This window comes from Mycobacterium sp. 141 (genome assembly GCF_000382405.1).
In the GTDB taxonomy this organism is placed as follows: Bacteria; Actinomycetota; Actinomycetes; order Mycobacteriales; family Mycobacteriaceae; genus Mycobacterium.
In genome coordinates, this window is record NZ_KB908256.1 from 385,336 (window position 1) to 403,613 (window position 18,278).

The following is an 18,278-nucleotide window of genomic DNA, read 5'->3' on the forward strand; positions in this document are numbered from 1 at the left end:
CATCATGAGTGATTCGCCGTACGACAAACTGCCGCAGCTGCCGACGTTCACGCTGACCTCCGAATCGGTCATCGACGGGCAGCCGCTGGCCAACGACCAGCTCAGTGGCATCTTCGGGGCGGGCGGCAACGATGTGTCGCCGCAGCTGAGCTGGTCGGGATTCCCCGAAGAGACCAAGAGTTTCGCGGTGACGGTGTACGACCCGGATGCGCCCACACTGTCGGGCTTTTGGCACTGGGCGGTCGCGGACCTGCCGGCCAGCGTCACCTCTCTGCCCGCCGATGCCGGCAACGGCGACGCGTTGCCGGGCGGTGCGGTCACGCTCACCAACGACGCCGGCCTCAAGCGGTTCCTGGGTGCGGCCCCGCCGGCCGGACACGGCCCGCACCGCTACTACATCGCCGTGCACGCATTGCCCGTCGAGTCGCTTGAACTACCCGACGGCGCTACGCCGGCGTTCCTCGGCTTCAACCTGTTTGGCCAAGCCATCGCCCGCGCCGTCATCCACGGCACCTGCGAGCAGACGTGAAAGTCTCCGACACGCCGGGCGAACAGGGCCTTTCACGTCTGCTCGCGAGGGATGGCCGAGCCCACCGCGTCGGTGAGTGACGCGAACCCGCCGGCGTGCAGACGCGCGGCGATGCCGTCGTGAATGTGCTTGGCCCATAGGCCGCCGCCGTAGATGAATCCGGTGTAGCCCTGCAACAGCGTGGCCCCTGAGACGATCCGGTCCCAGGCGTCGTCGGCGGTCTCGATACCGCCCACGCTGATCAACACCAGCTTGTCGCCCACGCGTCGGTACAGCCGGCGCAGCACCTCGGCCGAACGCCGGGCCACCGGCGGTCCGGAGATGCCGCCTGCTCCGAGTTCGGCCACACCCGGGGTCATCAACCCGTCCCGCGATATCGTGGTGTTGGTCGCCACGATCCCGGCCAGCCCCAATTCGACTGCCAGATCGGCGATTTCGTCGATATCGGCGTCGGAGAGGTCGGGCGCTATCTTGACCAGCACCGGTCTCGTGGTCTCCGCCTTGACCGCGGCCAGGATCGGTCGCAGCGAGGCCACCGCCTGTAGGTCGCGCAGTCCGGGGGTGTTGGGTGAGCTGACGTTGACCACCACGTAGGCGGCCAGGCTGCCCAGCAGTCGCGCGCTCTGCGCGTAGTCCTCGACAGCGGCCTCGGCCGGCGTGACCTTGGTCTTGCCGATGTTCACTCCGATCGGCGCATCGGCGGTGTGCCGGGCCAGCCGTATCGCCAGCGCGCCCGCACCGTCGTTGTTGAAGCCCATCCGGTTGAGCAGCCCGCGGTCCTCGGGCAGGCGGAACAACCGTGGCTGCGGGTTGCCGGGCTGTGCCGCCGCGGTCACAGTGCCCACTTCGGCGTACCCGAAGCCCAGCGCACCCCAGGTCGTCAGTCCGCGGCCGTCCTTGTCGAACCCCGCCGCCAGGCCCAGCGGGCCGGGGAAGCGCACTCCGAACACCGTGCTGGCCAGCACCGGGTCGCTCGGTGCCAGCCGGCGGCGCAGTGCTCGTCGCAACACCGCCGAACCGGTGGCGATGCGCAGCAGCGCGAACACCCAGACATGGATCCGTTCCGGCGGCACCAGGAACAGTGCTCGCCGCAGCGCGCCGTACATCACGGGGTCGGCTGATCCGGGGTGCCCGGCATGGTGGCGGCGGTTTTCTTGCGGCGCAACAGCACCCGTCGGCTCCCGTCCGTGTAGGCCCGCACCCGGGTCAGTTCCCAGCCGCGGTATTCCGCTTCGATGGACAGCCGAATGGAGGCGCTCACCCTGGTCACATCGGGTGGCAGCCGCAACGGCACCCAGTCGTATTCGTCGGAGAGTCCTTCGGCATCCCACCCCGGTGGCATCCGGCCGCGTTGAATCGAGGTCACGATGCCCCCGCGTGGGGGATCACCTGCACACCAGCTCCTGACCCGGACACCACATACAGTGTGCCGGATTTGTCGTCGTAGGACAGGGAGTTGGGTTGCTGCACGGTTCGATAACGCACCTTTTCGACGGGAATGCCGGTGTCAAGATCGTAACCAATCACCGTGTTGTCCGCTGTCTGCGACACCCAGGCCAGGCGCGCGGAGGCCGCCAGCCCGTACGGGGCGGCCCGCACGGGGTAACGCTGACGCATGATCAGCGGGTCGGTGCCGAACACCAGCAGTTCGTCGCCGCGGGTGTCGGCGACGAGGACCCGGCCGTGCGGATCGGCGACCATGGTGGTGGCGCCGTCGCCGGCGCGCAGCGCCTGCTCGGCCTTGGTTCCGGTGTCGTCGACCTCGGTGACCGAGGTCTGCCCACGGTCCAGCACCACTGCGGTGTTGCCTTGCGTGACAAGGGCATCCACGCGTGCGAAGATCTTCAGCCGGGCTTTGACCGTATCCGGTGAGCTCAATGTGTAGACCGCGCCGTCAGCGCTGCCGAGTACGGCATTACCGTCCGCGCGCAACGCGATCGCAGTGAATTCGGTGTCCTGCTGGCCGCCGACGGTGACCTTGGTGGCTTTGCCCGTCGCGATGTCTACCCGGAAGTAGCCACCACGGGTGGTCAGCAGCAGCTCGCCGTGGCCGTCGCTCGTCAGCGCTGAAGCCGTCGTGGGTAGCAGGACGGTGCGCGGCGGCTGGGGCCCGGCCACCAACGTCACTATCGACTGCCCTTGCGGGCCCGGTCCGAGCAGGGCCAGAGTGGCCGTTGCTGAATCGAACGTCGCGGACTGGGCGTGACCGCCGACAGGAAGGACTTCGCCGTCGGGCGTGCCGGTGGCCGGGGGAGACACTGCGGCCTGAGCGGGTTCGATGGTCGGTGGCGGGGTGTCGGCCGGGTTCGACGAACAACCGGACGCAAGCAGCAATGCCAGCGCTGCCACGGCAGCGCAAATAGGCTGACCTGCAGGGATTAGGCGCAACGGACGGCTCTCGATCGGGGTGGATGGTCGACCGCCAAGTCTAGGCAAGGCCGTCGCCGGCAATTGGACGCGTCTGCGCACGTGGTTGCATAGGCAAGAGTATGGTGCCAACCATGACCCTCGCCGCAGACCGGGAATCGGGGCACCAGGAGTTTGCTATCGAGGACATTTCCACGGGTGTCCACGCCAGTGGATTTGGCCAGGTGGGTGACGGCCGGACCTTCTCCTTCCATATAGAACACGGGCAGCTGATCATCGAGGTGTACCGACCGCGGCTGTCGGGTCCGGTGCCCTCCGAAGAAGATGTAGTGGCGCTCGCCAGCCGCAAGCTGACCGATATCGACCTGACCGACGAGCGCAGCTTGTCGGCGACCGTACGTGACGCGGTTGCCGACGCACAGCCGGTACCGCGACTCCTACGCTGACCGAACCCCCACGGTACGGTCTTCGTCGTGATTGACGTGCCGGCGATGTCGTGGCTGCAAGTGATCGTGTTGTCGGTTGCCCAGGGACTCACCGAGTTTCTCCCGGTCTCTTCCTCCGGGCACCTCGCGATCACCTCACGGTTGTTCTTCCATGACGACGCAGGCGCCTCCTTCACCGCGGTCACTCAGCTCGGCACCGAACTGGCGGTGCTGATCTATTTTGCTCGCGACATCTGGCGGATCGTCAAGGCCTGGCTCAACGGGCTGTTCGTCGCGGCGCACCGCAATGCCGACTACCGGCTCGGCTGGTTCGTCATCATCGGCAGCATTCCCATCGGGTTCTTCGGGCTGCTGTTCAAGGACGAGATCCGCACCGGTGCACGTAATCTCTGGCTCGTCGCCTCGGCGCTCATCGTGTTCTCGGCGGTGATCGCCGCGGCTGAGTATTTCGGCAGACAGACCCGCCATGTGGAGCAGCTCACCTGGCGGGACAGCGTCGTGGTCGGCCTGGCGCAGTGCCTTGCGCTGGTGCCGGGGGTGTCGCGCTCCGGTGCCACGATCAGCGCCGGTTTGTTCCTGGGGTTGGACCGCGAACTGGCGGCCCGCTTCGGTTTCCTGCTGGCGATCCCAGCGGTGTTCGCCTCGGGGCTGTTCTCACTGCCCGACGCGTTCCATCCGGTCGGGGAGGGCATGAGCGCGAGCGGTCCGCAGCTCTTGGTGGCGACGGTGATCGCGTTCGTCGTCGGATTCGCCGCGATTGCCTGGTTCCTGCAATTCCTGGTGTCCCACAGCATGTACTGGTTTGTCGGCTACCGCGTGGTGGCCGGTGTGACAGTGCTGGCGCTGCTCGGCACCGGAGTACTGACCGCGTACTGACCGAGGGAGCCGATATGACTGTCATCCTGCTGCGGCACGCCCGCTCGATGTCGAACACCGCCCATACGCTGGCGGGCCGCTCGGAAGGAGTCGACCTCGACGAGCGTGGCATCGAGCAGGCCGCGGCTGTGATCGGCCGGATAGGAGACCTGCCGGTGCGTGCGATCGTGCGATCGCCGCTGCTGCGCTGCGAACGGACCGTGGAGCCGCTGGCCGCTGCTCTCGGGGTACAACCGATCGTCGACGACCGGTTGACCGAGGTCGACTACGGTGCCTGGACCGGCCGCAAGATCGGTGAGCTGGTGAAGGAACCGCTGTGGGGTGTGGTGCAGCAGCAGCCCAGCGCGGCGGCGTTCCCCGACGGGGAGGCGTTGGCGCAGGTCCAGGCCCGTGCGGTGGCCGCGGTGCGGGCGCGGGATCGGGCGCTGGCCGAGGAGCTCGGCGGCGACGCATTGTGGGTCGCATGTTCCCACGGCGACGTGATCAAAGCGGTGCTCGCCGACGCGCTCGGTGTGCATCTGGACGGCTTTCAGCGGATCACTGTCGACCCGGCGTCGATGAGTGTGATCCAGTACACCGACATGCGCCCGTTTGTCGTGCACGTCAACCACACCGGTCCACAGCTCAGCGCCGGCCTGGCCGCCAAACCCGCCACCGACGCGGTGGTCGGCGGGTCCACCGACTGACCGTTAGTGCTGATACCGGTATTTTGGAAGGTGCCATGGCCCGCGCAATACACGTCTTCCGCACTCCCGACCGCTTCGTGGCCGGGACCGTCGGCCAACCCGGAAACCGGACTTTTTACCTGCAGGCGGTCCACGACAACCGGGTGATCTCGGTGGTACTGGAGAAGCAGCAAGTGGCGGTGTTGGCCGAACGCATCGGGGCGCTGTTGCTCGAGGTCAACCGCCGGTTCGGCACGCCCATCCCGCCGGACACCGGCGAGGTGGTCGATCTACAGCCGCTCATCACGCCGGTGGACGCGGAGTTCCGGGTCGGCACGATGGGCCTGGGCTGGGACTCCGAAGCACAGACGGTGGTGGTGGAGTTACTGGCCGTCTCGGATGCCGAGTTCGATGCGTCGGTGGTGCTCGACGACGCGGAGGAAGGCCCCGATGCAGTGCGGGTGTTCCTGACGCCCGAGTCGGCCCGGGAGTTCGCGACCCGATCGAACCGGGTCATCTCCGCAGGGCGGCCGCCCTGCCCGCTGTGCGACGAGCCGCTGGATCCCGAGGGGCATATCTGTGTGCGCACCAACGGCTACCGGCGCGGTGCGATCGCCGGAGCCGAAGATGACGCGGACAGCTGACGGAGGCCCCGACGACAGCGAGGTGCTGGTCGACGGCGAGCTCACGGTAGTCGGTCGGATCCGTTCGGCCAGCAACGCCACCTTCCTGTGCGAGGCGCACCTGCGGGAGCGCCAGGTGCACTGCGTGTACAAGCCGGTGCGCGGCGAGGCCCCGCTGTGGGATTTTCCTGACGGTTCGCTGGCGGGCCGCGAGGTCAGTGCTTACCTGGTATCGGTCGCCCTGGGCTGGAACATCGTGCCCTACACCATCATTCGGGAGGGGCCTGTCGGCCCGGGAATGGTGCAACGCTGGGTCGATCAGCCGGGTGATGACGACGCCGGGCCAACGGCTTCCGGCCCTGATCTGGTGGATCTGCTGCCGGCGGGGCACATTCCGCCGGGCTTCCTGCCGATCCTGCAGGCCTACGACTACGCCGGGGACGAAGTGACGTTGGTGCACGCCGACGACCCGCGGCTGTACCGCATGGCGGTGTTCGACGTGCTGATCAACAACGCCGACCGCAAGGGTGGCCACATCCTGGCCGGGGTCGACGGGCAGGTGTACGGCGTCGACCACGGCGTCAGCCTGCACGTCGAGGACAAGCTGCGCACCGTGCTGTGGGGCTGGGCGGGTAAGCCCGTGGACGATGACACCCTGGTGGCCGTGGCGGCCCTCCGCGAGCGGCTGGCCGACGATCTGGCCGCGCAGTTGTACGACCACATCACGCACCGGGAGGTCGCCGCCTTGCAGGCCAGAGTCGTTGGGCTACTGGATGATCCGGTGCTTCCGACCGCCGATCGGCACCGGCCCATCCCGTGGCCGCCGTTCTGAGCGGATCGTCGGCGGTAGCGGTGTTGGTGTGGCAGGTGACGATTCGCTAGCGCCTCCGGCCGAATCCCTCGAACAGATTCCAGGATTCGCTGCGCCTGACCACGTGCAGGTAGTACGCGTAGTTGGCGGTACTCATCGCAAGCGAGGCCACGGCTATTCCGGCGCCGCGGGCGACACCATCGGACGCATCGAGCATGACCATCACCACCGACACGGCCAGTGCGATGCCGAAGAGGGTCAGTCCCTTGCGCCACATGCCTTTGACGAAGAAATAGATGGGGCCGAACAGGAAAGCCAGGATGTTCGAGCCGATGCGGAGTTTGGTGCCGAACGGCAGCACCCGGTAGGCCGCCTTTGACTCCGGTGTCGAGCTGGGCAGGCCGTAGGCACTGAAGAAATCGAACCGCTTCTGCCAGGCAGGGGACAGGGAGACGTTCGGCATTCGATCGGTCACCCGGTGGATAGTAGCGGTGACGAGAATGTGTCTCTGCCCTGTGATCGGCAGACCCCGATCCGGCGCGGGTTTGGCCACCACCGATACTGGCTGAATGCACTCGACCGATGCCGACCTGGCCGCCGCGGTGGCCCAGGAGGCCGGCGAGTTGTTGCTGACAGTCCGTGAAGAGGTCGGTTTCTACGATCCTTACCACCTCGGCGATGAGGGCGATCGACGCTCCAACGAACTGATCCTGGCCCGGCTCGCCGAAGCCCGCCCGCAGGATTCGGTGCTCAGCGAAGAGGCTGTCGATGACCTGTCCCGAGTCGACGCTGACCGCGTCTGGATCGTCGACCCCGTCGACGGCACGCATGAGTATTCGCTGCCGGGGCGCGAGGATTGGGCCGTGCACATCGCGCTGTGGCAGCGCAACCGCACCGGCGGGCCCGGACTGACCGACGCGGTAGTGGCGCTGCCGGCGCGGGGCGAGGTGTACCGCAGCGACACCGTGGAGCCGCCGCCGGCGCGCCGTGACGGCCCGATCCGCGTCACCGCCAGCTCCAATCGCCCGCCGCCCGTGCTGTGGCGGATGCGGGACCGGCTCGACTTCGAACTGGTGCGGATCGGTTCGGCCGGGGCCAAGGCGATGGCCGTGGTCCGCGGCGACGTCGACGCCTACATCCACGCCGGCGGGCAGTGGGAATGGGATTCGGCCGCGCCGGCCGGCGTGGTGCTGGCTGCGGGTTTGCACGCTTCCCGACTGGACGGGTCGCGGCTGGTGTACAACCGGGCCGACCCCTACCTGCCGGATTTCGTGATGTGCCGTCAGGACCTGGCCCCGATCCTGCTCGCCGCGGTCGGCGCCGCCTGATGTTCGACGGGAATGGATCGGCTTTCGTCGTTGTCGGTGTTCGGTGAACCGAATCTGTCTTCGGTGATCCGACCGACCGGGAGAGGCCCGTGCTGACCGAGCACCCTAAAGTCGAAGCCATGCAGTCGTGGCCCGCGCCGAACATTCCCACTCTGCCGGGGCAGGGTCCCCAGCTGCGCCTGTATGACAGCGCCGACCGGCAGATCCGCCCGGTCGGTGCGGGGCCGACAGCGACCATGTACGTCTGCGGCATCACGCCTTATGACGCAACGCACCTCGGCCACGCGGCGACCTACCTGGCATTCGACCTGGTGTACCGGCTGTGGCTGGACGCCGGGCACACCGTGCACTATGTGCAGAACATCACCGACGTCGACGATCCGCTGTTCGAACGGGCCGAGCGCGACGGCCTGGACTGGCGTGCGCTCGGGAACCGCGAGACCCAACTGTTCCGCGACGACATGACCGCGCTGCGGGTGCTGCCGCCTCACGATTACGTGGCGGCCACCGATGCGATCGCCGAAGTGGTCGAGGTGGTCGAGAAGATGCTGGCTTCCGGCGCGGCATACGTCGTCGATGATCCGCAGTATCCCGACGTGTACTACCGGGCCGACGCCAACGTGCAGTTCGGGTACGAGTCCGGGTACGACCGCGAGACCATGCTCCGGCTGTTCGGCGAACGTGGCGGCGATCCCGACCGCGCAGGCAAGGCTGACAAGCTCGATGCGCTGCTGTGGCGCGTGCACCGGCCCGGGGAACCGAGCTGGCCGTCTCCGTTCGGACCGGGTCGGCCCGGCTGGCACGTGGAGTGTTCGGCAATCGCCTTGAGCCGCATCGGGACCGGGCTGGACATCCAGGGTGGTGGCAGCGACCTGATCTTCCCGCATCACGAGTTCTCTGCCGCGCATGCCGAATCCGTAACGGGGGAGCGCAGATTCGCGCGGCACTATGTGCACGCCGGCATGATCGGCTGGGACGGGCACAAGATGAGCAAGAGCCGGGGCAACCTGGTGTTGGTATCCCGGTTGCTCGCCGACAGGGTCGATCCGGGCGCAATCCGGCTCGGCTTGCTGGCCGGGCACTACCGTTCCGACCGGTCCTGGAGCCCACAGGTGCTCGACGAGGCCGATGCCCGGTTGGAGCGTTGGCGCGCGGCGACCACAATGCCTGCCGGACCGGATGCCACTGACGTGATCGCACGAGTCCGGCAGTATCTCGCAGACGATCTGGATACTCCGAAAGCACTTGCTGCACTTGATGGTTGGGCCGCCGATGCGATCGCCTACGGCGGGCACGACACCGCAGCACCGCAGGCGGTCGCCAGCGCTGTCGACGCACTGCTGGGTGTGGAACTGTAACCCGCGCGACGTATGTTCAGCGGCTCCGGCTCAACTGGCCGCTCAGCGGCTCCGGCTCAACTGGCCGCTCAGCGGCCGCGCCGCCGGAGGTAGCGCTCGAACTCCGCCGCCAACGCGTCACCGTCGATCTTGCCCAGCGCCTCGTTCATGTCGACCTCGGCATCACCGCGCTGTTCCAGTGACTGGACGTACTCGGCGATCTCCTCGTCCTCTGCGGTCATCTCGGTGACGGCCTGCTCCCACTCCTCGGCCGCCGCGGGCAGATCGGCCAGCGGTACCTCGATGTCCAGCACGTCCTCGACACGGCGCAGCAAGGCCACGGTGGCCTTTGGGTTGGGCGGTTGGGACACATAGTGCGGCACGGCTGCCCAGAACGTCACGGCCGGGATGCCTGCTTGCACGCACGCGTCCTGGAACACCCCGGCGATACCGGTCGGCCCTTCGTAGCGGGTTTCCTCCAGCCCGAAGAACTTGGCCGACTCCGAGGAGTACGCAGCACCCGACACCGGGACCGGCCGGGTGTGGGGCGTATCGGCGAGCAACGCCCCGAGGATCACCACGGTCTGCACGTTGAGCTTGTCGGCGATGGCCAGCAACTCAGCGCAGAAGGTCCGCCACCGCATGTTGGGCTCGACGCCGTGCATCAGCACCACGTCACGCTCACTACCTGGCGGACGGCAGTGCGAGATCCGCATCGACGGCCAGACCAGCTCTCGCGTCACGCCGTCGACCTGCCGGATCACCGGGCGGTTGACCTGGTAATCGTAGTAGGCCTCGTCGTCGATCTCGACGATCGGTTCGGCTTCCCAGATGGCGTCGAGGTGGTCCAGCGCATCGCTGGCCGCGTCACCGGCGTCGTTCCATCCTTCGAACGCCGCCACGACGATGGCGTTCTGCAATTCGGGTAGGTCGGACGGCCTGCCTCCGCTCGGATACGACGGTGTCACACTGCCAGCGTAAGCCCTGCGTGGGGGCGATCGGCGCCTTGTCGCCGCGGGTCATTCCGCGTCGATGAGCCGCCTGCGCAAACAAGCAGTTTTCCTAGACCGACTATCCTGTTGATGTGAATGATGCTGACCGGCCCGCCTACGACACCGATCGGCTCGACACCTTGTCGCCGCGCGTGGTGGGCAGCGGCGTCGATACGAAATACGTGTGACTGCAATCTGGTTGGCCCTGGTGACGACATTGCCCACGAGGTCCCGGGAGCTGTCGCCCAGCGGCGCGTATCGCGAAGTGGGTCGGGTCGATCGTGGCGACGAGTTGGGTGTCCATGCGTCTGTCGGATGACGACGTAGACTCTTCTGGTCGAGAGGCGTTGCAACGGTTCCGGGTTTCTGCCCGTTTCCGCCACGCTCGGCAGAGTCAAGGACGCCTTCCGTTGCGGAAGGAGAGTATGTGAACGCCTTGAACATCGCTGAGTCGACGATCTTTGAGCCAAGTGTCTTCGAGCCGCACATCCGCCCCGACTGCACCGACGAACTGACGGCAACTCTGCGCCGCCGGATCATGGTGATCGACGGCGCGATGGGCACCGCGATCCAACGGGACCGCCCGGACGAGGCCGGCTACCGCGGTGAGCGGTTCAAGGACTGGCCCAGCCCGGTTCAGGGCAACAACGACCTGCTCAACCTGACGCAGCCGCAGATCATCGAGGGCATCCATCGTGAGTACCTCGAGGCGGGCGCCGATATCCTGGAGACCAACACGTTCAACGCGAACGCGGTTTCGCTCTCCGACTACGACATGCAGGAGCTCGGCTACGAGCTGAACTACGCCGGCGCGGCCCTGGCCCGCAAAGCCTGCGACGAGTTCAGCACGCAGGACAAGCCCCGCTACGTCGCAGGTGCCCTGGGGCCCACGACGCGCACCGCGTCGATCTCACCGGACGTCAACGATCCGGGCGCCCGCAACGTCTCCTACGACCAACTGGTCGCCGCCTACCTCGAAGCCGCCAACGGACTGGTCGACGGTGGTTCCGACATCCTCATCATCGAGACGATCTTCGACACGCTTAACGCCAAGGCCGCGGTGTTCGCCGTCGAGACGCTGTTCGAGCAGCGCGGACGCCGCTGGCCGGTGATCATCTCGGGCACCATCACCGACGCTTCCGGGCGAACGTTGTCCGGTCAGGTCACCGAGGCGTTCTGGAATTCGATCCGACACGCCAGGCCGATCGCGGTGGGCCTCAACTGCGCGCTGGGCGCGCCGGAGATGCGGCCGTATATCGCCGAAGTGGCGCGGATTGCCGACACCTTCGTCTCCTGCTACCCCAACGCCGGCCTGCCCAACGCCTTCGGCGAGTACGACGAGTCCCCGGAGCGTCAGGCCGGCTACATCGCCGAGTTCGCCGAGGCCGGCCTGGTCAACCTGGTCGGTGGCTGCTGCGGAACGGCGCCCCCGCACATCGCCGAGATCGCCAAGGTCGTCGAGGGCAAACCGCCGCGCGAGCTGCCGCAGATCGAGGTGGCGACCCGGCTCTCGGGCCTGGAACCGCTCAACATCACCGACGACTCGCTGTTCGTGAACATCGGTGAGCGCACCAACATCACCGGCTCCGCCCGGTTCCGCAACCTGATCAAGGCCGAGGACTACGACACCGCGCTGTCGGTCGCCCTGCAGCAGGTTGATGTCGGTGCGCAGGTCATCGACATCAACATGGACGAGGGCATGATCGACGGCGTCGCCGCGATGGACCGATTCACCAAGCTGATCGCGGCCGAGCCGGATATCAGCCGTGTGCCGGTGATGATCGACTCCTCCAAATGGGAGGTCATCGAGGCGGGCCTGAAGAACGTGCAGGGCAAGCCGATCGTCAACTCGATCTCCATGAAGGAGGGCGAGGAGAAGTTCATCCGCGAGGCACGGCTGTGCCGCAAGTACGGCGCCGCCGTCGTCGTGATGGCCTTCGACGAGCAGGGGCAGGCCGACAACCTGGAGCGCCGTAAGGAGATCTGCGGGCGCGCCTACCGGATCCTGACCGAGGAGGTCGGCTTCCCAGCTGAGGACATCATCTTCGACCCGAACTGCTTCGCGCTGGCCACCGGTATCGAGGAGCACGCCACGTACGGGATCGACTTCATCGAGGCCTGCGCCTGGATCAAGGAGAACCTGCCCGGCGTGCACATCTCCGGCGGTATCTCGAACGTGTCGTTCTCGTTCCGGGGCAACAACCCGGTCCGCGAGGCGATCCACGCGGTGTTCCTGTACCACGCCATCAAGGCCGGCCTGGACATGGGCATCGTCAACGCCGGTGCGCTGGTGCCCTACGACTCCATCGACCCCGAGCTGCGGGACCGCATCGAGGACGTCGTGCTGAACCGTCGCGAGGATGCGGCCGAACGGCTGTTGGAGATCGCAGAGCGGTTCAGCAACGCAGGGAAGGCCTCGGGGGATGGGGCTCCGGTCGCGGCCGAGTGGCGCAGCCTGCCGGTCCGCGAGCGGATCACGCACGCCCTCGTCAAAGGCATCGACGCCCACGTCGATGACGACACCGAGGAACTGCGGGCCGAGATCTCCGCCGCGGGTGGTCGGCCGATCGAGGTGATCGAGGGCCCGCTGATGGACGGCATGAACGTCGTCGGCGATCTTTTCGGCTCGGGCAAGATGTTCCTGCCGCAGGTCGTGAAGTCGGCCCGGGTGATGAAGAAGGCCGTTGCGTACCTGCTGCCGTACATCGAGGCGGAGAAACGGCCGGGTGACGCCGAGACCAGCAACGGCATCATCGTGATGGCGACCGTGAAGGGCGACGTCCACGACATCGGGAAGAACATCGTCGGGGTCGTCCTGCAGTGCAACAACTACACCGTGATCGACCTCGGTGTGATGGTGCCTGCCCAGAAGATCCTGGACGCGGCGAGGGAGCACAACGCCGACATCATCGGGCTGTCCGGCCTGATCACCCCGTCCTTGGACGAGATGGCCAACTTCGCCGTCGAGATGGAACGCGAGGGGCTGAAGATCCCGCTGCTGATCGGCGGTGCGACCACCTCGCGCGCCCACACGGCGGTGAAGATATCGCCGCGTCGCAGCGGTCCCGTGGTCTGGGTCAAGGACGCCTCCCGGTCGGTGCCGGTCGCTGCCGCACTGCTTGATGACAAGCAGCGCCCCGCCCTGCTGGAGGCGACCGAGAAGGATTACGCATCCCTGCGCGAACGGCACGCCCAGAAGAACGAGCGGCCGATGCTGACGCTGGAAAAGGCCCGCGCGAACCGGACGCCGATCGACTGGGAAGGCTACACGCCGCCGGTGCCCGCACAGGGCCTCGGCGTGCGGGATTTTCATGAGTACGACCTCGCCGAGCTGCGCGAGTACATCGACTGGCAGCCGTTTTTCAATGCCTGGGAGATGAAGGGCCGCTTCCCCGACATTCTCAACAACCCGGCGACGGGCGAGACTGCCCGCAAACTGTATGACGACGCCCAGGAGATGCTCGACACCCTGATCAAGGAGAAGTGGCTGCGTGCCAACGGGGTCATCGGGTTCTTCCCGGCGAACGCCGTCGGTGACGACATCGAGGTGTACACCGACGAGACCCGTTCCGAGGTGCTCACCACGCTGCACAACCTGCGCCAGCAGGGTGAGCATCGCGAAGGCATCCCGAACCGTTCGCTGGGTGACTTCGTCGCGCCGAAGGACACCGGTCTGGCCGACTACGTCGGCGCCTTCGCCGTCACGGCCGGGCTCGGCAGCCAGGACAAGATCATGGAGTTCAAGGCAGCCCTCGACGACTACAGCGCGATTCTTCTGGAGTCGCTCGCCGACCGGCTGGCCGAGGCGTTCGCCGAACGGATGCACGAACGGGTCCGCAAGGAGTTCTGGGGATACCAGCCCGATGAGCAGTTGGACAACGATGCACTCATCGGCGAGAAGTACGTGGGAATCCGCCCAGCCCCCGGTTACCCGGCCTGCCCGGAGCACACCGAGAAGGCCACGCTCTGGAAGTTGATGGACGTCCATGAGCGGTCCGGCATCGAGCTGACCGAGTCGATGGCGATGTGGCCGGGTGCCGCCGTCAGCGGCTGGTACTTCTCGCATCCGCAGTCGCAGTATTTCGTGGTCGGTAGGTTGGCCCAGGATCAGGTCGCCGACTACGCGAAGCGCAAGGGCTGGACACTGGCCGAAGCTGAGCGCTGGCTCTCCTCCAACCTCGGCTACAACCCGGAGGACTGAGCTCTAACCTGCTGGTTGAGCAGCCACGCACGGGTGACCACGCGGCGTGCATTCAGTCACACGATTTCGCCCTGCCCAAGGCGCGATGGGACAATGGCACCATGGATGCGGTGCTGTGGGACATGGACGGCACTCTCGTCGATTCCGAAAAACTCTGGGACATCTCGATGCACGCGCTCTATGCACGCATGGGTGGGGTGCTCAGCGCGGAGGTACGTGAGTCGACCGTCGGCGGTTCGTCGGAGTTGGTGATGCGGATCGTCTACGACGATCTGGGGCTGGACCCAGACCCCGCGGCGATGGCTGAATCGGCGGACTGGCTGCACGGCTACACCGGTGACCTGTTCGAGCAGGGGCTGCCATGGCGGCCCGGTGCCCAGGATCTGTTGGAGCGGTTGACGGCTGCGGGCATCCCGCTGGCACTGGTCACCAACACCCACCGGGAACTTGCCGAGCGGGCACTGAAAAGCATTGGCCGGCACTATTTTTCGGTGACCGTCTGCGGTGACGAAGTGCCCAACGGCAAACCGTCCCCGGATCCGTATCTACGTGCTGCCGCTCTGCTCGGGTTCGACACCGCGCAATGCCTGGCGGTGGAGGATTCGGTGACCGGCACCGCTTCGGCGGAGGCGGCCGGCTGCCCGGTGCTGGTGGTGCCCAATGATGTCGAGGTACCCCGGGGGCCGCGGCGCAGGCAGGTCGAGTCACTCAGTGTGCTCGGTGTCGAGGATTTGCGGGCGATTCACGCCGAACTGGACCGCGAGCCCGCTCAGCGCAGCGCTTGAGTTAATTACCGGCACGGATATCGCCCTATCCGCAGGTTAACTGTGCGATTGTGATTTGGCACAGATCACGCAACGCTGCGAGAGGACGTGTCATGACGCACGGACCGGTAGGTGATTCCACGTCGGGCGTGGACTACGAGGAATCCGAACACAGCGGCAAGGTGGTGCGCATCGCCTCGGTGGCCGCGCTGGGCGGCCTGCTGTTCGGCTACGACAGTGCCGTGATCAACGGTGCCGTCGCCGCACTGCGGGACGAGTTCGGCATCGGCGATTACACCCTGGGCGTTGCGGTCGCCTCGGCACTGCTCGGCGCCGCGGCTGGCGCGATGACGGCAGGGCGGCTGGCCGACCGCATCGGGCGCCTGTCGGTGATGAAACTAGCCGCTGTCCTGTTCTTCATCAGTGCCATCGGCACCGCTCTGGCGCCCAACATCTGGCTGGTGGTCATCTTCCGCGTCATCGGCGGCCTCGGCGTCGGCGTGGCTTCGGTGATTGCACCGGCCTACATCGCCGAGACTTCACCGCCGCGCATCCGGGGCCGGCTGGGCTCACTGCAACAGCTGGCGATCGTCAGCGGCATTTTCATATCGCTGGCCGTGGATGCGCTCCTGGCGCATCTGGCCGGAGGGTCCCGCGAGGAACTGTGGCTCGGGCTGGCCGCGTGGCGCTGGATGTTCCTCGCGATGACGTTGCCCGCCATTCTCTACGGAGTGCTCGCGTACACCATCCCAGAGTCGCCGCGCTATCTCGTTGCGAAATACCGCATTCCGGAAGCACGCAAGGTGCTCGCCATGCTGCTCGGCGAGAAGAACCTCGAAATCACCATCAGGCGCATCCAGGATTCGCTGAAGTCCGACAAGCCGCCGTCATGGCGGGATCTGCGCAAGCCGACCGGCGGTGTCTACGGCATCGTCTGGGTGGGGCTCGGGCTGTCGATCTTCCAGCAGTTCGTCGGCATCAACGTCATCTTCTACTACTCCAATGTGCTCTGGGAGGCCGTCGGATTCGGCGAGAGCCAGGCGTTCGTCATCACCGTGATCACGTCGATCACCAACATCGTCACCACGCTCATCGCGATTGCGCTCATCGATCGGATCGGCCGCAAACCGCTGCTGTTGACGGGCTCGGCCGGTATGGCAGTGACGTTGGGCACCATGGCGATCATCTTCGGCACCGCAAGTCAGGTCGGCGGCAAGCCCGTGCTCGGCGATATCGCCGGACCGATCGCGTTGGTCGCCGCCAACCTGTTCGTGGTGGCATTCGGCATGTCGTGGGGTCCGGTCGTCTGGGTGCTGCTCGGTGAGATGTTCCCGAACCGTATCCGCGCTGCGGCGCTGGGGCTGGCCGCAGCCGGGCAGTGGGTGGCGAACTGGTTGATCACCGTGACGTTCCCGACGCTGAGCAGCATGCTCGGTGTTGCCTATGGCTTCTATGCCTTGTGTGCGGTGCTGTCGTTCATGTTCGTGTCGCGGTGGGTGCAGGAGACCAAGGGCAAGCATCTCGAGGACATGCAGAGCGAGATCGCGCACCATGAGCAGAACCCCGCGGTGAATACCTGAGCGACGTGGCGTGGTTTCGGCGCACCGGCGGATGATCGGTTCGGCGGCGTAGGCCCGCGACAGCGTGAATCGTGGCCTGGTGCGGTGCTATAGGCAGGCCATGAAACAATCCATGCCCGTGAAGACTTTCGACGGCCTGTTCGCTGAACTCAGTGAGAAAGCGCGGACCCGGCCGGCCGGCAGTGGCACCGTCGCGGCGTTGGACACCGGTGTGCACGGGCTCGGCAAGAAAATCCTGGAGGAAGCCGGCGAAGTGTGGCTGGCCGCCGAGCATGAGAGCGACGAGGCGCTGGCCGAGGAAGTCAGCCAGTTGCTGTACTGGACCCAGGTGATGATGCTCGCCCGCGGCCTGACCCTCGACGACGTCTACCGGAAGCTGTGAGCATGCTGCGGGTTGCTGTTCCCAACAAGGGGGCCCTGAGCGAATCGGCCGCCGAGATCCTCGCCGAGGCCGGTTACCGTCGGCGGCGCGATCCCAAGGATCTGACGGTCGTCGATCCCAACAACAACGTGGAGTTCTTCTTCCTGCGGCCGAAGGACATCGCCGTCTACGTCGGGTCCGGTGAGCTCGATCTCGGTATCACCGGGCGTGACTTGGCCGCGGATTCGGACGCACCGGTGCGTGAGCGTTTGTCGCTGGGCTTCGGCAACTCGACCTTCCGCTACGCCGCCCCGGCCGGCCGGGAATGGACCACGTCAGACTTGGCGGGCAAGCGGATTGCCACCTCGTTCCCGAACCTGGTGCGCAAAGACCTGGAGGCACGGGGGACCGAGGCCACCGTGATCCGGCTCGACGGAGCGGTGGAGATCTCCATCCAGCTCGGCGTCGCCGATGTCATCGCCGATGTCGTCGGATCGGGCCGCACCCTCGGCCTGCACGACCTGGTCGCCTTCGGTGCGCCGCTGTGTGAATCGGAGGCGGTACTGATCGAACGCGTCGGCGCCTCGCAGGAGAACGCGGCCGCACGCGACCAGCTGACGGCCCGAGTGCAGGGCGTGGTATTCGGTCAGCAGTACCTGATGCTCGACTATGACTGCCCCCGTGCAGCTTTGGACGATGCCATTGCGGTCACCCCGGGACTGGAATCGCCGACGATCGCGCCGCTGGCCGATCCGGACTGGGCAGCGGTGCGGGCCCTGGTTCCGCGTCGCGATGTGAACAGCATCATGGACGAGCTGGCGGCCATCGGGGCCAAGGCGATCCTCGCCTCGGACATCAGGTTCTGCCGCTTCTGATCGGCGGATGCCACGGCGCTGTGCGTGTTAGCGTCCGGCATGACCCATTTCCTCGTTCTGCTGCTGGCGCTGCTCATCGGGGTGGTGGCCGGGCTGCGGGCGCTGACCCCTCCCGCCGTGGTGGCGTGGGCGGCCGCGCTGCACTGGATCAACCTGGACGGCACCTGGGTGCAGTGGCTGGCACACCCGATCACCGTCACCGTGCTCACCATTCTTGCTGTGGCGGAACTGATTACCGACCAGCTGCCGAAAACCCCGAGCCGTAAGACCGCGGTTCAGTTCGTCGCCCGGTTGGTCACCGGGGCGTTCGCGGGCGCCGTGATCGGTACCGCGTGGGGCTACACGTTCGGCGGGCTCGGGTCCGGAATGATCGGCGCCGTGCTGGGCACTCTGGGCGGTTATGAAGTCCGCACCCGCCTGGTCGCCGTCACCGGAGGGCGCGACCTGCCGGTGGCCTTGGTGGAGGACGCCGTCGCCGTGCTGGGTGGCTTCGCCGTCGCGGCGCTGACCGCGGTGATGTAGC

General features: G+C 66.6%; 19 protein-coding genes. 14 read left to right on the forward strand and 5 right to left on the reverse strand.

Features of this window, described 5'->3' with window-relative positions; translation table 11 throughout:
* Positions 1–4: 4 nt before the first annotated feature.
* Positions 5–529, forward strand: a complete 525-nt coding sequence (locus H276_RS0104550) for a YbhB/YbcL family Raf kinase inhibitor-like protein (protein ID WP_019970125.1) — start codon at positions 5–7, stop codon at positions 527–529.
* Between the two features lie 32 nt (positions 530–561).
* Here the strand turns inward: H276_RS0104550 and H276_RS0104555 are convergent, their stop codons facing one another.
* The 3 genes from H276_RS0104555 to H276_RS0104565 are packed head-to-tail and all read right to left on the reverse strand — an operon-like array spanning position 562 to position 2,878.
* Positions 562–1,635 (reverse strand): quinone-dependent dihydroorotate dehydrogenase, encoded by a 1,074-nt coding sequence (locus H276_RS0104555; RefSeq protein ID WP_019970126.1) that lies wholly within the window; start codon positions 1,633–1,635, stop codon positions 562–564.
* Positions 1,635–1,871 (reverse strand): DUF5703 family protein, encoded by a 237-nt coding sequence (locus H276_RS0104560; protein ID WP_018599580.1) that lies wholly within the window; start codon positions 1,869–1,871, stop codon positions 1,635–1,637. Before H276_RS0104560 ends, H276_RS0104555 begins: the two co-directional genes overlap by 1 nt.
* A gap of 20 nt (positions 1,872–1,891) precedes the next feature.
* Positions 1,892–2,878 carry a hypothetical protein gene (locus H276_RS0104565; protein ID WP_019970128.1) on the reverse strand — a complete coding sequence of 329 codons (987 nt, stop codon included), beginning with the start codon at positions 2,876–2,878 and terminating at the stop codon, positions 1,892–1,894.
* Between the two features lie 152 nt (positions 2,879–3,030).
* On the opposite strand from H276_RS0104565, the gene H276_RS0104570 reads away from it, so the two are divergent.
* Genes H276_RS0104570 through H276_RS0104590 form a run of 5 tightly spaced genes read left to right on the forward strand, consistent with a single transcriptional unit; the run spans position 3,031 to position 6,338 of the window.
* Positions 3,031–3,342, forward strand: a complete 312-nt coding sequence (locus tag H276_RS0104570) for a hypothetical protein (protein WP_026356583.1) — start codon at positions 3,031–3,033, stop codon at positions 3,340–3,342.
* 45 nt (positions 3,343–3,387) lie between these two features.
* Entirely contained in the window at positions 3,388–4,218 is an 831-nt protein-coding gene (locus H276_RS0104575; RefSeq protein WP_026356584.1) for an undecaprenyl-diphosphate phosphatase, read from the forward strand.
* Positions 4,219–4,232: 14 nt separating this feature from the next.
* Positions 4,233–4,904 (forward strand): histidine phosphatase family protein, encoded by a 672-nt coding sequence (locus H276_RS0104580; protein WP_019970131.1) that lies wholly within the window; start codon positions 4,233–4,235, stop codon positions 4,902–4,904.
* Positions 4,905–4,939: 35 nt separating this feature from the next.
* Positions 4,940–5,527 carry a DUF3090 domain-containing protein gene (locus tag H276_RS0104585; RefSeq protein ID WP_019970132.1) on the forward strand — a complete coding sequence of 196 codons (588 nt, stop codon included), beginning with the start codon at positions 4,940–4,942 and terminating at the stop codon, positions 5,525–5,527.
* On the forward strand, positions 5,511–6,338 hold the full coding sequence (locus H276_RS0104590; protein WP_019970133.1) for an SCO1664 family protein: 828 nt from the start codon (positions 5,511–5,513) through the stop codon (positions 6,336–6,338). Before H276_RS0104585 ends, H276_RS0104590 begins: the two co-directional genes overlap by 17 nt.
* A 46-nt stretch (positions 6,339–6,384) precedes the next feature.
* Here H276_RS0104590 and H276_RS0104595 read toward each other — a convergent pair whose 3' ends face one another.
* The gene (locus H276_RS0104595) at positions 6,385–6,780 is read right to left on the reverse strand and encodes a DUF2628 domain-containing protein (RefSeq protein WP_036460615.1); all 396 of its coding nucleotides are present in this window, start codon (positions 6,778–6,780) and stop codon (positions 6,385–6,387) included.
* 106 nt (positions 6,781–6,886) lie between these two features.
* Here H276_RS0104595 and H276_RS0104600 point away from each other — a divergent pair, with 106 nt between their 5' ends.
* Complete coding sequence (locus H276_RS0104600) at positions 6,887–7,645, forward strand: 3'(2'),5'-bisphosphate nucleotidase CysQ (protein ID WP_019970135.1); 759 nt, start codon at positions 6,887–6,889, stop codon at positions 7,643–7,645.
* Between the two features lie 119 nt (positions 7,646–7,764).
* Positions 7,765–9,003: a cysteine--1-D-myo-inosityl 2-amino-2-deoxy-alpha-D-glucopyranoside ligase gene (mshC, locus tag H276_RS0104605; protein ID WP_026356586.1), complete on the forward strand. Its 1,239-nt coding sequence runs from the start codon at positions 7,765–7,767 to the stop codon at positions 9,001–9,003.
* Between the two features lie 68 nt (positions 9,004–9,071).
* Here mshC and H276_RS0104610 read toward each other — a convergent pair whose 3' ends face one another.
* Positions 9,072–9,950: a PAC2 family protein gene (locus tag H276_RS0104610; protein ID WP_019970137.1), complete on the reverse strand. Its 879-nt coding sequence runs from the start codon at positions 9,948–9,950 to the stop codon at positions 9,072–9,074.
* Positions 9,951–10,410: 460 nt separating this feature from the next.
* On the opposite strand from H276_RS0104610, the gene metH reads away from it, so the two are divergent.
* The 6 genes from metH (at position 10,411) to H276_RS0104645 (ending at position 18,277) form a co-directional block, all read left to right on the forward strand.
* The gene (gene metH / locus H276_RS0104620; protein WP_155942959.1) at positions 10,411–14,175 is read left to right on the forward strand and encodes a methionine synthase; all 3,765 of its coding nucleotides are present in this window, start codon (positions 10,411–10,413) and stop codon (positions 14,173–14,175) included.
* A gap of 101 nt (positions 14,176–14,276) precedes the next feature.
* Positions 14,277–14,960 carry an HAD family phosphatase gene (locus tag H276_RS0104625; protein WP_019970140.1) on the forward strand — a complete coding sequence of 228 codons (684 nt, stop codon included), beginning with the start codon at positions 14,277–14,279 and terminating at the stop codon, positions 14,958–14,960.
* Between the two features lie 92 nt (positions 14,961–15,052).
* Positions 15,053–16,519: a sugar porter family MFS transporter gene (locus H276_RS0104630; protein WP_026356588.1), complete on the forward strand. Its 1,467-nt coding sequence runs from the start codon at positions 15,053–15,055 to the stop codon at positions 16,517–16,519.
* A gap of 100 nt (positions 16,520–16,619) precedes the next feature.
* The gene (locus H276_RS0104635) at positions 16,620–16,901 is read left to right on the forward strand and encodes a phosphoribosyl-ATP diphosphatase (RefSeq protein WP_018599594.1); all 282 of its coding nucleotides are present in this window, start codon (positions 16,620–16,622) and stop codon (positions 16,899–16,901) included.
* Positions 16,902–16,903: 2 nt separating this feature from the next.
* Positions 16,904–17,755 carry an ATP phosphoribosyltransferase gene (hisG, locus tag H276_RS0104640; protein ID WP_026356589.1) on the forward strand — a complete coding sequence of 284 codons (852 nt, stop codon included), beginning with the start codon at positions 16,904–16,906 and terminating at the stop codon, positions 17,753–17,755.
* Positions 17,756–17,794: 39 nt separating this feature from the next.
* The gene (locus tag H276_RS0104645; RefSeq protein WP_019970143.1) at positions 17,795–18,277 is read left to right on the forward strand and encodes a DUF4126 family protein; all 483 of its coding nucleotides are present in this window, start codon (positions 17,795–17,797) and stop codon (positions 18,275–18,277) included.
* Position 18,278: the final 1 nt, after the last annotated feature.

Bases quoted from the DNA above. Each gene is read 5' to 3' on its own strand.
- H276_RS0104550 (WP_019970125.1), top strand. From the start codon at position 5: ATGAGTGATTCGCCGTACGACAAACTGCCGCAGCTGCCGACGTTCACG.
- H276_RS0104555 (WP_019970126.1), bottom strand. From the start codon at position 1,635: ATGTACGGCGCGCTGCGGCGAGCACTGTTCCTGGTGCCGCCGGAACGG.
- H276_RS0104560 (WP_018599580.1), bottom strand. From the start codon at position 1,871: ATGCCACCGGGGTGGGATGCCGAAGGACTCTCCGACGAATACGACTGG.
- H276_RS0104570 (WP_026356583.1), top strand. From the start codon at position 3,031: ATGACCCTCGCCGCAGACCGGGAATCGGGGCACCAGGAGTTTGCTATC.
- H276_RS0104575 (WP_026356584.1), top strand. From the start codon at position 3,388: ATGTCGTGGCTGCAAGTGATCGTGTTGTCGGTTGCCCAGGGACTCACC.
- H276_RS0104580 (WP_019970131.1), top strand. From the start codon at position 4,233: ATGACTGTCATCCTGCTGCGGCACGCCCGCTCGATGTCGAACACCGCC.
- H276_RS0104585 (WP_019970132.1), top strand. From the start codon at position 4,940: ATGGCCCGCGCAATACACGTCTTCCGCACTCCCGACCGCTTCGTGGCC.
- H276_RS0104590 (WP_019970133.1), top strand. From the start codon at position 5,511: ATGACGCGGACAGCTGACGGAGGCCCCGACGACAGCGAGGTGCTGGTC.
- H276_RS0104595 (WP_036460615.1), bottom strand. From the start codon at position 6,780: ATGCCGAACGTCTCCCTGTCCCCTGCCTGGCAGAAGCGGTTCGATTTC.
- H276_RS0104600 (WP_019970135.1), top strand. From the start codon at position 6,887: ATGCACTCGACCGATGCCGACCTGGCCGCCGCGGTGGCCCAGGAGGCC.
- mshC (WP_026356586.1), top strand. From the start codon at position 7,765: ATGCAGTCGTGGCCCGCGCCGAACATTCCCACTCTGCCGGGGCAGGGT.
- H276_RS0104625 (WP_019970140.1), top strand. From the start codon at position 14,277: ATGGATGCGGTGCTGTGGGACATGGACGGCACTCTCGTCGATTCCGAA.
- H276_RS0104630 (WP_026356588.1), top strand. From the start codon at position 15,053: ATGACGCACGGACCGGTAGGTGATTCCACGTCGGGCGTGGACTACGAG.
- H276_RS0104635 (WP_018599594.1), top strand. From the start codon at position 16,620: ATGAAACAATCCATGCCCGTGAAGACTTTCGACGGCCTGTTCGCTGAA.
- hisG (WP_026356589.1), top strand. From the start codon at position 16,904: ATGCTGCGGGTTGCTGTTCCCAACAAGGGGGCCCTGAGCGAATCGGCC.
- H276_RS0104645 (WP_019970143.1), top strand. From the start codon at position 17,795: ATGACCCATTTCCTCGTTCTGCTGCTGGCGCTGCTCATCGGGGTGGTG.